The 14,237-nt window shown below is 61.8% G+C and carries 10 protein-coding genes; 6 read left to right on the top strand and 4 right to left on the bottom strand.

Annotation, left to right across the window (positions count from 1 at the left end):
* Window positions 1-36: 36 nt before the first annotated feature.
* Entirely contained in the window at window positions 37-1,911 is a 1,875-nt protein-coding gene (locus HUU46_09540) for a sulfatase-like hydrolase/transferase (protein NUM53872.1), read from the top strand.
* A 7-nt stretch (window positions 1,912-1,918) separates the two neighbouring features.
* Here HUU46_09540 and HUU46_09535 read toward each other — a convergent pair whose 3' ends face one another.
* Window positions 1,919-3,025 carry a hypothetical protein gene (locus HUU46_09535; GenBank protein ID NUM53871.1) on the bottom strand — a complete coding sequence of 369 codons (1,107 nt, stop codon included), beginning with the start codon at window positions 3,023-3,025 and terminating at the stop codon, window positions 1,919-1,921.
* 302 nt (window positions 3,026-3,327) lie between these two features.
* Here HUU46_09535 and HUU46_09530 point away from each other — a divergent pair, with 302 nt between their 5' ends.
* On the top strand, window positions 3,328-4,683 hold the full coding sequence (locus HUU46_09530; protein NUM53870.1) for a PQQ-dependent sugar dehydrogenase: 1,356 nt from the start codon (window positions 3,328-3,330) through the stop codon (window positions 4,681-4,683).
* Here the strand turns inward: HUU46_09530 and asnB are convergent.
* Window positions 4,667-6,556: an asparagine synthase (glutamine-hydrolyzing) gene (gene asnB, locus HUU46_09525; GenBank protein NUM53869.1), complete on the bottom strand. Its 1,890-nt coding sequence runs from the start codon at window positions 6,554-6,556 to the stop codon at window positions 4,667-4,669. The genes HUU46_09530 and asnB overlap by 17 nt on opposite strands.
* Window positions 6,557-6,687: 131 nt before the next feature.
* On the opposite strand from asnB, the gene HUU46_09520 reads away from it, so the two are divergent.
* Window positions 6,688-7,683 carry a sulfotransferase gene (locus tag HUU46_09520; GenBank protein NUM53868.1) on the top strand — a complete coding sequence of 332 codons (996 nt, stop codon included), beginning with the start codon at window positions 6,688-6,690 and terminating at the stop codon, window positions 7,681-7,683.
* A 12-nt stretch (window positions 7,684-7,695) separates the two neighbouring features.
* On the opposite strand, the gene HUU46_09515 is transcribed toward HUU46_09520, so the two are convergent.
* Window positions 7,696-8,745, bottom strand: a complete 1,050-nt coding sequence (locus HUU46_09515) for a hypothetical protein (GenBank protein ID NUM53867.1) — start codon at window positions 8,743-8,745, stop codon at window positions 7,696-7,698.
* 100 nt (window positions 8,746-8,845) lie between these two features.
* Between HUU46_09515 and HUU46_09510 the strand changes: the two genes are divergently transcribed.
* The 3 genes from HUU46_09510 to HUU46_09500 all read left to right on the top strand — a co-directional run bounded on the left by HUU46_09510 (window position 8,846) and on the right by HUU46_09500 (window position 12,863).
* Window positions 8,846-10,426, top strand: coding sequence for an alkaline phosphatase family protein (locus HUU46_09510; protein NUM53866.1), 1,581 nt, complete (start codon window positions 8,846-8,848; stop codon window positions 10,424-10,426).
* A 65-nt stretch (window positions 10,427-10,491) separates the two neighbouring features.
* Window positions 10,492-11,760 (top strand): metallophosphoesterase family protein, encoded by a 1,269-nt coding sequence (locus HUU46_09505; GenBank protein ID NUM53865.1) that lies wholly within the window; start codon window positions 10,492-10,494, stop codon window positions 11,758-11,760.
* On the top strand, window positions 11,757-12,863 hold the full coding sequence (locus tag HUU46_09500) for a glycosyltransferase family 4 protein (GenBank protein NUM53864.1): 1,107 nt from the start codon (window positions 11,757-11,759) through the stop codon (window positions 12,861-12,863). Before HUU46_09505 ends, HUU46_09500 begins: the two co-directional genes overlap by 4 nt.
* Here the strand turns inward: HUU46_09500 and HUU46_09495 are convergent.
* On the bottom strand, window positions 12,846-14,192 hold the full coding sequence (locus HUU46_09495) for an alpha-L-fucosidase (protein ID NUM53863.1): 1,347 nt from the start codon (window positions 14,190-14,192) through the stop codon (window positions 12,846-12,848). The genes HUU46_09500 and HUU46_09495 overlap by 18 nt on opposite strands.
* Window positions 14,193-14,237 lie beyond the last annotated feature (45 nt).

Genomic DNA, 14,237 nt, shown 5'->3' with positions numbered 1-14,237 from the left:
TGGTGACGCGAGTTTCGGTAGGCAGAGCAGGCTGAAATGAAAACAGTTGCATTACGTCTTGTGCGCGCCGCCACGTTTGTGTGGTTGGGCGTTGCCGCGACCGCGGCCCCGGCGAAACCGGGTAAAGTGATTTGGATTTGCATCGACGCGCTCCGCGCCGAGAACCTTCATTTCATGGGATATGAACGCGAGACATCGCCGTATCTCGACGAACTTGCGTCGAAGTCAGTCGTGTTTCGCACGGCCTTGTCACCTTCGAACGCGACGATTCGCAGCGTCCCCGCGTATATGACGGGCATGTTCCCGTCGGAGTTGTTTCACGATCCAATGAAGGACCATTGGCTCTCGAGCAAGTTCAAAATGCTCGCGGAAGGGTTCAAGGAAATCGGGTATGCGACGTATTGGATCACGACAAACGGCAACGCGTCTCGATACGGCAATCAGGACCAAGGGATTGACCACTATTTTGAAGTCAACTCGAGGACCATGGTCACCGCAACGATCGACGAAGTGATCACCACCCTCGAGGCCGTCGAGCAGAAGCCGGCGTCGCCGTCGTTTGTCTACGTGCACTTGAACGACGTGCACGACCCCTATCGACCGCCCATCCCGTTCGGGAGAATGTTCGAGAAGGGAAAATCCTACTCCGGCAAGAATGTTCGCGAGGGGTTCCTGCTGGACGATGACGGCCAGCGCATATTCTCGAACCTTCCCGGAAACATGCAGACCGGGACGATTACGCAAGAAGATATCGATTTCATGGTCGATCTGTACGACGGCTGCATCCGTTACGTCGACAATCGTCTTCCGCGATTGCTCGAAGCGCTGAACTACGACGACGCGAAGGACATGCTAATCGTCAGCGCGGACCACGGCGACCAGTTCTTCGAAGACGGTTTCTGCGGCCACGGCCGGACACTCCGGTCACAGGATTTCCACGTGCCGTTGATCGTCCGCTATTCCGGCTTTCCGGCGCACTGGTACAACGAACCGGTCAGCTTGCTCGACATTTACCCGACACTTGTCGGACTGTGCGGAATCGAAGCGCCGCAGGGCCTGCGCGGCACAAGCCTGATGCCCGCATTGCTTGGCGAAAAAGATTCCGGCGTGACGCCCGGCGCGATCGGCGACCCGGTGGACTGGGCGGGCAGAGGCGTCGTTCTCGCATCGGGCAACTACTGGTACGCGCTGAACACTGAGGCGTTCATGCTGCGCCCCTGGGTATCGACCCCGTATATCGAGTGGCTCTTCGATCTGTCCGCCGATCCGAAGTGCCGCACGAACGTCGCGACCGAGCGCGTTGGTGACTTGATGCAGTGCAACGCACACATGCGGCAACTCTTCGAACGCATGCAACCGTTCACAAGCGAGATTGTGCAGCCTCGCGACGGCGACGACACCTACGGTCCGAACCTGTTGGAAGAGGTTCCCGAAAACCGAACGGCGTTCGAGCATTTCGGCCGTCCGCTTGCACCGGTGGTCGAGACGAACGTGGTCTCGCTGCAGGTCGAGCGGGCGAAAATGGCGCTCATCGCAAAGACGGACCCCAATTATAAGATGCACTTGTTCGAGATGGCGGCAGGATTGGATGGCGCCCACCTTAAGATAGAATTTCAGCGCGCGGATTCCGGGCTGACAACCTGGACGCGCGAATTCCGGAAACCACGCAAGATCACGGACGTTCCCCTGCAACTCGCCGTGAGCACATCGGCGCCGGAAACGCGCATCGTCGTCACGGTCATCGGCGAAGGCAAAGCGAAGATCGGATGGCCGTCGTTTCGCGAATTGGTCTACGACACGATTTATCCGTACAAATGGCCTATCCAGATTGCGCCGCCGGAGGCCGAAGGCCCCACCGAAGGGCTCGATGCCGCGGAACAGGAACGTCTGAAAGCCTTGGGCTACCTGTAACCTGGTGCTATTCGATCCGTAGCGACGCGCCGTCGAAATACACCGCGCCGTCCGCACCGGCGTTGCGAAACACTTCCAGTCGCACATTGGGCGGGGCCTCGCCCGCCGGGAGTGTCGCCGTGGCCGCGAGGCCCTGCCACGTGCCGTCGCCGTTGTGCATTTGCGTCAGCCGTTGCTCGCCGGTGGACAGCGTGTACTTCACCGCGATGCCCAATTGACCCGGCGCGGACGACTTTCCGAGGACGACCACCTTCAGCGTTTTACCCCGCACGCTCGCATCGAGTCCGGACACTGTTTGCACCAGCGACAGCCCGCCGGGGTTTGCGTCCGGTTGCGGCAGGCTCGCGACGTATCCGCGCTCCGGTGACGACGGATCGGTGGTCACCGTCACTGTCTTGCCCGGGTTTCCGCCCCAATTCGAATAGAACCACGGCGCGAAAGACCTCGACCATCCGCGTTCCTCGAAATCGCCGTTCGCCAAGAGTTCGCGCCCCGCGAAGCCCGGCGCGGGCGCATCGGTCGTAATCAGGATCGCGGATACGGTCTTGACCGTCGCGTTTCCTTCTTCGATGCCGCGGCGCAGGACGGAAACCGTGACCGTGGGCGGGACTTCGCCCGCTTGCCAGATTTCTTCGATGGCGACGGTGCGCCACTCGCCGCCGCCGGGAACGGCGCGGATTTGTTCGAGCGCTTCGCCCTTGGATTCGTACTGGACGCGAAACGCCAGTTCATCGCCGGCATCGGCCTTCGCGGTCATGCTGGCCATCAACTTCGCGGGCACGTCGTTGGCGGGAATCGTCGCGCTGCTCTGAGTCAAAACAAAATCCGGTTTGCCGCCCGCGATGACGATCGCGGAACCCGAATAGAGGTCGGACGCCAAAGCGATCTTGCTAATCTCCGAGCGCATCGCGGCGTCACCCGCAAGCGACCATGCGCCCACTTTTGGGACAGTGCCGAGCGCAGATACATCGAGCGCCTCGAACGAAACGTCCGCGATGAGAAGCTTGTTGTACGGCTGGCCCACCCCGCCAAAAACGACAGGCTTGATCGATACAAGTTCGAGCGAACCCGGGGTGGGCGGCGCGCCGGCGCTGTCACCCGTCGCTGTCGCCACGGGCGCTTCCGGACTGCCCCCACCGCATGCCGCGATGAAGACAGTTGAGGCGAGAAATAACGAATCTACTGCGCGCCGGAGGGGCCGACATCTGTGGACGAGCATAAGAATAGTGTTCATTCGTGTACGCTGATTTGAGTGCGGTAATGACGACGGCGTATTGTGCGGCCCCTTTTGCCTGCATGTCAAAAGGGGATACAGCGCATGGTGTTACGTACGTTCATCCGCCGAGAACGGTTGACACGACGAGACCGGCGGAGAGAAGTTGAGGTAAGATAATACGAAGGCAATCGGGCGGCGCCATGTACTCGCAGCAAACCAATTCGAATTATCTCCTCGCTTATCTCCTGAGCTTCGGCATTCTGGTAGCGGCCGCCAATGGCGGGACACCTATCGCCACGGAGCTCGTGGCCGGCGGACTCTCCGAACCGGTCGCGTTAACCGTGCCGAGAAAGGACGAGCATCGGCTCTTCGTCGTCGAGCGCAAGCCCGGGCGCATTCGCATAATCAAGGACGGCACGTTGCGCGCGAAGCCGTTTCTTGACCTCACCGCGAAGGTGAACAGTTCGAACGCCGAGCAGGGGTTGCTCGGCCTCGCGTTCCACCCGAAGTACAAGAAGAACGGCTATTTCTACGTGAACTACACCAACCTGGACGGGGACACCGTTATCGAGCGGTACCGGGTGTCGAAACGGCGTAACTTCGCCGACCCCGACAGCGGCAGGGAAATACTACTTGTCGATCAGCCGCGCGACTACCACAACGGCGGCACCATTGCATTCGGGCCGAACGACAGATATCTGTACGTCTTCATGGGCGATGGCGGCGTCACCTTTGGCGACAATCTGGACATGATGGACCCGCTGGGAAAGATTTTGCGGCTGGACGTCGACAGCGCCTTTCCGTACACGGCGCCGCCGGACAACCCGTTCGTCGATGACCCCGATTTCAATCCGGTTGTGTGGGCGCATGGCGTGCGCAATCCGTGGGGGGCGGCGTTCGATCCGCTCACGGGCGATCTCTGGTTCGGCGACGTGGGCGAAATCGGTCGCGAAGAACTCGACTTCCAACTGGCAATCAGCGCCGGCGGACAGAACTATGGCTGGCCGACGGCGGAGGGGTTCGCGTGCAAGGGCGGCGACGGGACCTGCGGCACTAACCCGGGCCTGACGCCGCCGATTCACGACTACAACCGCGATGTGGGCCGCTGCATCGTCGGCGGGCGCGTATACCGCGGATCGGCGATACCCGAGTTGCAGGGCACGTATTTTTTCGCCGACTTCTATCTTCCGATCTGGTCGATGCGCTACGACGGCGCAACAATCTCCGAATTCACGGACCGCACCGCGGAACTCGATCCGCCGGGAGCCGCAACGTTCAGCCGAATCACCGCGTTCGGCCAGGACAACGATGGCGAAATCTATCTGCTCGATTACCACAGTGGCTCGGTTTACAAAATCGTGCCGGGCGCAAAGAAGGATGTGGCCCTTGCGCGCGCGCCGCAACCGGGTACGTTGCACCGTAACACGGCTGCAGCAGTCGCCGTGGCGGTCGCGGTCGCATTCCTGGGATCATTCGTGACGAAGGGAATCCGAAAACATCCAAAGCGCCGTCTACCCGCCGGCGCACTTCATATCGGATTTATGCGCAGGCCGTGACGCCGCCGGCGTAGTGGCGCATCCACTCTTCGAGAATCACCAGGCTGAACAGGATTTTGTGATTGTCCTCGCGCCCGTCCACGTGCGCGCGCAACAGCGATTCCACGGCGGAATACTCGATCATTGCGTACATGTGCGACTGTGGATCGCGTAGCGCGCCGTCGAGCCGTTTTGACAGCGATTTGCGGAACCATTCGTCCACGACGTTCACCGCAAATCCTCGCTTCTTGCGCTGGACAATCTCTTTCGGCAGATAGTTTGCGCAGACGCGCTTGTGCAGATACTTGCGGTTGAGACCGTGGACCTTGAACGAGGCATCGAGCCGCTCGACGTACTCGACCACGTCCGTGTCGAGATAAGGCACACGCAACTCCAACGAATGCGCCATGGACAGCTTATCCGCGTACAGCAGCAATTCGTCGGGCAACGACGAGCGCACCTCGAGGAAGTTGAACGCGCCGAGCTCGTCGAGATGACGCAACTGCGGCAGCAATCCGTCCCAACATTTCACGATTGTGTCGCCGGCCTTTGCGGGAAGCACGTCTCTTTTGAACAAGCTGTCGATCTGTTGTTCGGGCAAAATCGAGAAGACATTTTGATACCGGCGAATTTGGTCCGCGGTGTCCAGTGATGACATCGCCCTCCGCAGCGTGTCGTTGCGCCGCATGGTCATCAGCAGCGAACCGAGCGGCCCCCGCAACGGCGCGGGGATCGCGCGCCAGTACGCGCCATACCGCACGCCGAGGTGGCGCGTGTAGCCCGCGAACATTTCGTCCGGCCCCTGCCCGCACAGCGCAACTTTCACGTCCTGCCGCGCGCGTTCGGAGACGAAGTAGAGCGGCACGATGGACGGCGTCGCAACGGGCTCTTCGAGTTGCGCGACGATGCGCGGCAGCGCGTCGTCGTAGGTCTCGTACGACAAGCGCACCTGCGCGTTCGGCGCGCCGAGAATCCGCGCGGTTTCCGCCGCGTCGTCGAGTTCGTCGTCGCGATAACTCTCGCCAAATCCGACGGTGTAGGTGTTCCAGCTCGTGCCGAACTCTTTCATCAAGGCAAGCAACATGCCGGAATCGACGCCGCCGCTGAGGAGCAGGCCCAGCGGAACGTCGGCCATGAGTTGCCGTTTCACGGCGTTGCGGTACAGCCCAAGCAACTGTTCTTCGGCTTCGCCAATCGACGGCATGCGCTCGAATGGCTGCGGCGTGAAGGTGTCGTAGCGTTCGATCTCGACGCGGCCGCCGGCTACCGTGATGCAACTGCCCGCGGGCAATTTCGATATGCCGTTGAAGATGGTCAACGGCGACGGCGTGTAGCGGTAGCGCAGAAACAGGTTGATCGCCACCGGATCGATTCCGCGCGGCAGTGCGTCGGCGGCAAGTATCGGCCGCGCTTCCGACCCAAAGTAGAGGACGCCGTCTACGATCGCATAGTAGATGAACTTGATGCCCATTCGGTCGCGCGCAATGAGCAGCTCTTCCTTTTCCGAGTCCCATATCGCAAAGCCAAACATTCCGTTCAGCCGCTCGAGCACGCCCTTGCCCCACTGCTTGTAGCCGTAGATGATAACTTCCGTGTCGGAATTCGTGCGGAAGCGGTGGCCCAACCGCTCGAGCTCCGCGCGGACCTCGGGAAAGTTGTAGATTTCGCCGTTGAAGACGATCCACACCTTCTCGTCCGCGTCGGACATGGGCTGGTGGCCGCCGCCGAGATCGACAATGGATAGCCGCCGATGCCCCAGCCCAACGTAGCGGTCGTAGTAGAAACCGTCGTCGTCAGGGCCGCGGTGGGCCATCGTGTCCGTCATGCGCGCGACGAGCTCGCGCGAGACCGGCTCGCGGTCGCGAAATCGGACAGCGCCACATATCCCACACACGGCAACTTCCCTTTCTCATACTCGACAACAGCCCAAAGGGCGGCCAGTATACCCGGTACTCAACTCTCATTTCAGAATCGCGGACCGTGCGCGACTCGCATTCCGATTTTTCCACCGTGTACGCTCACGCGATGCCACAACAGGTCCAGATTGTTTTCGTCGTGGGGTTTGCCCGGTCGGGCACGACGCTGCTGGCGACCCTGCTCGACCGTCATTCGCAGATGGCCGCGACGCCCGAGACGCATTTCTTCGACGAGGTGCTTCCGCGTGGCGCGCGGCCGGACACTGCGCGCGACGCCGCCGTATTGGTGTCGTCGTTTCTAGGTTCCGCGCGTGTGCGCGACCTCGGTCTGACATCCGAGGACTTTGCGAATCTGGTGGAGCGGCGAACGTGTTCATGGCGGGACCTGTTTTCGCATGCGCTTGCGGTGTATGCCGGACGGCATCGTGCGCCGATTGTGGTCGAGAAGACCCCCGCGCACATGACAAAGGTCTCGCAAATTCTCGAGTGGTACCCGGACGCGAAAGTGATTCACATTCTGCGCGATGGGCGAGACGCGGTGTTGTCCCTCTTGCGCGCGCCGTGGACGCATTCCAATCTTCGCCGTCACGCGCGGACGTGGCGGTGGTGTGTGAAACGCATGGCGCGATCCCAGCGCGCGCACCCCGCGCGGATTTTCGAGGTGCGCTACGAGGCCCTGCTAGCGCACCCGGACGATACGCTGCGCAGCGTCTGCGATTTCATCGGCGTGAAATTCGAACCTGCCCAACTGCGTCCCGCGGACGCGCAACGCACCGTTCCCGAGTGGGAGTCCGAGTGGAAAGCGAAAGCGGCCGCCGAACTGGACCCAGCGCGCATTCAGGCGTGGAAACGAACCGCGACACCGAAACAACGATGGATTATGAACTCGATGATGGGCGGCGCGCTGCGCGAACGCGGCTACGGCGAAACTTCACTTGCGGACTGCCCGCTACCAACGCGCGTGGCGAATGCATTTCTCAACGCCATTTTTCTTGCCGCGTATCACCCCGCGATGAAGCCCGCCTTCGCCGGAGTGAAACGCGCGCTCAAATTCTTTGGCCTTCCAACGGACCAGATCGATCGCCCGGGCAGGGCAGACGACTGAAGCCGCGCGCCATTACAGCCCCATCGCGTTGAGCACCTGGAAGTAAATCCAATGGCCGTAGTCGTTCGGATGGTTGATGTTGTTACCCAGCACGTCCTCGGGCTTTTTGCGCGCGTTAATCGCCTGCCAGTTGGAGAATACGTCTGCATACGCGCACAGCGATTCCTTCGCAACGTTACGCGTTGCCTCCGCGTAGAGTTCCATGCGGTGCGTGCCGAATTTCCATTTCGGGTTCGGGGGAAACGCGGAGAACAGCACGATCTCCGCGTTGGTCTCGGCACGAATGTCGCCGATCATCCGGGTAAGGTTCAGCGCGAATCGATCGACCGGCACGCTGTTGACGTTGTGATCGTTCATGCCAAAGCCGATGAAGACCAGATCGGGCTGCGCATCGAGTACCTTTTCCTTCAGCCGCGCCAGCCCTTGTACGGTCGTGTCGCCGCCGGTCGCGCCGTTGACCGTTGCGATGCGCGCCGCGGGATACTTGCCGTGCAACGCGCTGGCCCAGCGCTGCCAGAAGATGAGTTCCGGCTTCGTCGCATCGCCGCCCGCCGTAATGCTGTCGCCGAACGCGACGATCTTCACGTCGCCGCCGCGCTGCAACTTCGCGCGGGTACCGCGAAGCAAGCTGAACTGCATGTCCTGTTTCGGCCACGGCATGGAAGTCGAGGGCGAATAGTCCACGAACGCGAAGTAGGCGGTGTTGCCGAAACCGGGAAAGTTGTTGTGGTCAAAGTCCTCCTGGCCATAGAGCATGTTGTTGCGAAAGTCGGGAATGCGCGATGTGGACGTGCGGCGAATGGCGCCCGCGGCGTAATCGATCACATAGTCGCGGCCCTCGACGTACTCGATTGTCTCGGGCCCCTTGGCGTACGTGCTGCGCACGCTGATCGGCAAACGGCGTTCCGGTACGGCCGCGAGGCGCGCGGGTTCTTCGCCGGCAAACACGCACGATTCGCCAGCATGCCGCACCAGACGCTCGCGCGAGACCGTCGCGCAACCGGACAAAAGCGCCAATACAAGGCACGAGACCGCAAGCGAGTGCTGTCGATAGGAGGTCATTTGATGAAACTCTTGCACGACATATTGCTGCAATTCAATAGGCAGGAATCGTCGTTCCAGCCCGGACATGCCAATGCGCCGTATTCGTTACAATAGCCGAATGGCGCGATTTCTCCTCATTGGTTTGGACGGCGCCGAGCCGTCGCTGTGCGAGCGTTGGATGGACGAAGGGCGCTTGCCCGCGCTCGCGTCGCTGCGCGGGCGCGGCTGCTATATGCCGTGCCGCAGCGTCGATCCGCCGGTGACGTTTCCGGCGTGGTGCACGTGCGTCACCGGCGTCAACCCGGGCAAACACGGCATCTTTGATTTCACGGAGCAGGTGCCGGGCGAGTACGCGATCCGCTTCCTCAACAGCACGCATCGCCGCGCGCCGGCGATTTGGAACGTGTTATCGGAAGCGGGCAGGCGCGTGTGCGTGCTGGGCGTTCCCGGCACGTATCCGCCCGAATCGATAAACGGCGTGATGGTGTCAGGGTTCGATTCGCCGGTTGCGACGGCCATCGATCGCAGCTTCGTGTATCCGCCCGAACTGTACGACCGCGTGTGCGCGTGGCGCTTTGCCGATTTCCAGGAACACGACATCAGCGACGGCTGGCACGCGATGGCGCTCGAGCGGCTGCGCGCAAAGATCGAAGACAAGACGAACGTAGCGATTAATCTGCTTTCGAGCGAACCGTGGGACTTCTTCATGGTTGTGTTCGGGGAATCGGACACGGTGTCGCACCACTTTTGGCTCTTCCATGACGCAAAGTCGCCGCGGCATCGTCCGGGATTCGAGAGCGCTATCGGCGATGTATACGAGCGGTTGGACCGGTCCGTTGCGCGGCTGATAGACGCGGCGGGCGATGATGTGACAATCGGCGTTTGTTCGGACCACGGGTTTGGCGGTTCCGGCACCGGCGTCGTCCATATCAACAATTGGCTCGCGGAACACGGCCACCTCGCGTTTGCGCCGGCGCGCGAAAGCGTGATGAAACGCGCCGCGCTCGCGTTCACGCCGCAACGCGCGCGCGGCGCCTTGTTCCGTGCATTTCGGGGCCTAGCAACGCGCGCGGAAAGTCATTCGCGGTTTGCGGGCATCGATTTCTCCCGTACGCGCGCGTGGTCGGACGAGCTCAACTATTTTCCGTGCATCCGGGTGAACCTCGAAGGCCGTCAACCGAACGGGCAGGTGCGCCGTTCGGAGTATGATGCGTTCTGCGACGCGCTGTGCGCCGAACTTGAAACGTGGGACGTCGTTGCGCGCGCGCGCAGGCGGGAGGAGCTGTACGACGGCCCGTACGTCGATCACGCGCCTGACATCGTCCTCGAGCTTGCACTCGAGAACGGCTACTCGCATTCGTGCGTGCGCAGCCGCGGCGGCCCCGCGTTCCGGCGATTGCGGCCGGAGGAATACCTCGGCGGCAAAGAACGCGGCATGACCGGAAACCATCGGTCCACCGGCGTGTTGTTTCTGTCGAAGCCCTCGACCTGCGGGGCGGCGTGCCTGCAAGATATCGCGCCGACGGCGTTGGCGGAATTGGGTGTGCCCGGCCCGCGTATGGATGGAACGAGTTTGTTGGGCGAGTATGTTGAAACGGACCGCGCCATCGCGTTTGCCGCGCCCGCCGCGCGCGGTTACGCACCAGAACACGAGCGCCAGATCGAGCAGCGGCTGCGCGATTTGGGGTATTTTGAGTAGGGCGGAAACGATTAGCCGAAGCGGACCGGCGTTTTGCGACGTTTACGATAGGAATCAGCAGTACCATGAAACGGGCATTGAAGTATCTCGCGGCAACTATCCTGGTCCTCGTGCTTCTCGCAGGAGGGATTATCGGGTTCCGCGAGGCGAAGGATTACTACGACGATTGGTATATCGATACCCACCTGGTCCGCACGACGCCGTTTCCCGCGGCGGACGCGCCCGATCAGATCGCCCTGACGTGGAGCGCCGACCCGCGCACGACCCAGACCGTCCAGTGGCGCACGAGCACCGCCATAGGCGACGGCAGCGTCGAGTGGCGCCGCAAAGGCTCCGGATCGGAGGAAGTCAAGGCTGCCAAGGCGTCGCATACCGCGGTCGAAGACAAAATGCTGAAAAACGACCCGGTGGTTCATCGCTTCACGGCAGTGCTCGAAGAGTTATCGCCCGCGACGGAATACGAGTATCGCGTCGGCAGCGCGGCAGCGGGCACGTGGAGCGAGTGGAACTCGTTCACCACCGCGCCCGATGGCCCGGCAAACTTCTCGTTCATCTATCAGGGCGACCCGCAGCTTGGCCTCGAGGAGTGGGGCAAACTGATTCACAAGGCGCAGGAGAACCATTCGAGCGCGGCGTTTCACGTTATCGCCGGGGACCTCGTGAACAGCGGAAGTTGGCGCAATGAGTGGGACCGCTTCTTCGAGGGCGGGCGCGGCGTCTTTAACGCGCGCCCCGTCGTTCCTGTGCTGGGCAACCACGACTACGACAAGAAGGCGAGTCCGTACCTGTACCTTGAATCGTTCGCACTCGGGACGAATGGGCCGGACGGTCTGGCGGAACGCGCATACAGTTTCGAGTACGCCAATGCGTTGTTCGTGATACTCGATTCCAACGACAATCTTTCGGATCAGACACCGTGGCTCGAGGATCAACTCGCGAAATCGAAGGCGGTATGGAAGTTCGCCGTATACCATCACCCCGCCTATTCGTCCGCGCCGAACCGTGACAATTCCTACGTGCGGCAAAAGTGGGCTGCGTTGTTCGACAAGTATCATGTCGACATGGCCCTACAGGGACACGATCACGCCTACCTGCGCACATACCCGCTCAACAACGGCAGGCGCGTCGCGTCCGCGAAAGACGGCACGTACTACGTCGTTTCCGTATCCGGAACGAAGTACTACGAGCAGGAACAGCACGACTATGCGGAGGTCGCGTTCGAGAAGGTCTCGACGTACCAGACGATCGGTATTACGACGAATCCGGACAAACTGGTCTATCGTTGCATCGATTTCGGCGGAAAGGTGCGCGACGAAGTAGTCATCGAGAAATGAGCTTGCGTGTCGCGATCGTGGGCGCGTGTCCCTATCCGGTGCCGCAGGGATCGCAGGTGTTTCTTCGCGACACCGCGCTGGCGCTGCACGATCGCGGGCACGACGTGCATCTCGTCGTGTATGGCTACGGCGATGGCGTCGACGAAAGCGGATTGCGCATCCATCGGTCAGCGCACGTCGCAGGCGGCCACCACACGAAAGCGGGCCCCACGCTGGCCAAACCGCTGCTCGATCTCGCGCTGGTCGCCACCTTGCGCCGCGTCGTGCGCTCGGAACGGATCGAAGTCGTGCAGGCGCACAACTACGAGGGGTTGTTGGTCGCGCTCGCCGCGCGCGTGCGCCCCATTGTGTACCAGGCGCACAACGCGATGGCCGACGAATTGCCGCACTACTCGGGATTCGGCATTGCGGGGAAGCCGGTTGGAAAATGGCTCGACGCGACATTCCCGAGGCGCGCAGCGCAAATTGTTGTGCCACACCCGGCGCTGGCGCACTACCTCGTTGCGTGCGGGTGCGGGCCGGGCAAGGTCTCGGTGATTGCGCCGCCAGCGTCGACGGAATGGTTTGGCGCGCCCGCGGTGGCTGACGCGATTCCGCCGGTCGTTTACGCCGGAAACCTGGACGCCTACCAGAACGTCGTCTTTCTCAAACATATTGTCGAACGCGTGCGCGTACAGGTCCCCGACGCGCGGCTCATTCTCGCGACGCGCGAGCGTGTCGCGTTCGACGGTGCGGAGGTGTTGCACACGCCCGACTTCGCGGCGCTGCGCGATGTGCTGCAACGGGACGTTGTCGTCGCATGCCCGCGCGTATCGTGGTCGGGCTACCCGATCAAGCTGCTGAATGCGATGGCCGCAGGCAAGGCGATTGTCGCGTGCCGCGGCGCGGCACACCCGCTCGAACACGAGCGCACCGGCCTAATCGTCGACGATAACGACGAGGACGCCTTTGCATCCGCAGTTGTCCGGCTCATGCGCGACGCGCCGCTGCGCCTGCGACTCGGCGTGGCCGCGCGGCAAGCCGTCGACGAGCACCACTCGCCTACGCAGTTTGCGGAGTCGCTCGAGCGCGTGTTCGAGCGCGCGCTACTCCACGCCGGTTAGTTTGAACACGTATGCGTGTTGGCATGGCACTTTATCGGGCGTAAGTTGCGGCACCTTGATGACGAGTTTGCCGTCTTCATTCGCGCACGCAACCGGCCCGTCCCAGCCCAACATCGACACGCTCGCGTTCGCGCCCGGCTTCGGTTCGCCCAGCACGAGCGATTCACCCGGCCACTTCAGGCAGATCGCGTAGACCGCGCCGTCCTTCGCGGTGTAGCGCACAAGGTCCCCGTCGGACTGCGCGCGCCACGCCCGCGTGCCGAAGATGGCCTCTCCGTTTACGTCGAGCCACTTGCCCATATCGAGCAGGCGCTGTTGCATGATCACGGGTATGCGTCCGTCCGCCGTCGGACCGATATCGAGCAGCAGGTTTCCGCCCCGGCTCACGCACTCGATCAGCAGCGCGAGCAGTTCGGTTGTGCTTCGGTAATTGTCGGCGTTCTCGTTCCGGTTGTAACCGAACGACCGGCCCATGCCCTGGCATTCCTCGAAGAGGCCCGCGTCCGTCAGGCGGCCTTTCGGAATGTGCCCGTACTCCGGCGTCGCGAACCCACCGTGCACGTTGCGCGTGTCCTTGCCCCAACGGTCGTTCACGACAACGTCTTTCGGTGCGTTCGATTCGTTATAAAGCCACGCGAGGAACTCTTCGCTCTTCCACGTTGCGCTCGGGTGGTCCCACTCACCGTCCGGCCACACGATGTCCGGCTTGTACCGCTGCACGAGGTCTTTCAACTGCGGCAGCATGTGTTGGTCGACGAACTTAGTCACGTCGCTCTTGTAAAGCGGGTTGTACCACTCGTAGATCGAGTAGTAATAGCCCATGCGAAGGCCCCTTGCGCGCACCGCCGCGATCAGGTCCCCCGCGAGGTCGCGGTGCGGGCCCACGTCCACGGCGTTCCAATTCCAGCTCTCCGCGCTTGGCCAAAGCGCGAACCCTTCGTGATGCTTCGAGGTGAGCACAACGTACTTCGCGTTCGATCGCCGGAAGATGTCCGCCCATTCGTCGGGATTGAACAACTCCGCCGTGAATTTCGGCGCGAAGTCCTGATACTGGAAATCTTCGCCGTACGTGTTCACATGAAACTTCCACGTCTCGCCCTCACGGTTGTTCATGTCGTGCCAATACCACTCGGCGTACTTTTCCTTCGGCCCCCACGACGGGACGCTGTACACGCCCCAGTGGATGAAGATGCCGAACTTGGCGTCGAGGAACCATTGCGGCGTGGGCCGGGTATCGAGCGACTCCCAATTCGGTTTGTACGTGGCGTCGTCGGCCATTGCCCCCAATGCCAACGCGCTTGCAAGAACTGCAGACAATGCGGTTTTCATGACAGGTTTCCCTCCCACGGCAGTTGTAATCCTACCGTGGCGGCG

Source organism: Candidatus Hydrogenedentota bacterium (assembly GCA_013359265.1).
GTDB lineage: Bacteria > Hydrogenedentota > Hydrogenedentia > Hydrogenedentales > SLHB01 > JABWCD01.
Note: the sequence above shows the minus strand (reverse complement) of the source record. Positions and strands in the feature narration are given on the sequence as shown.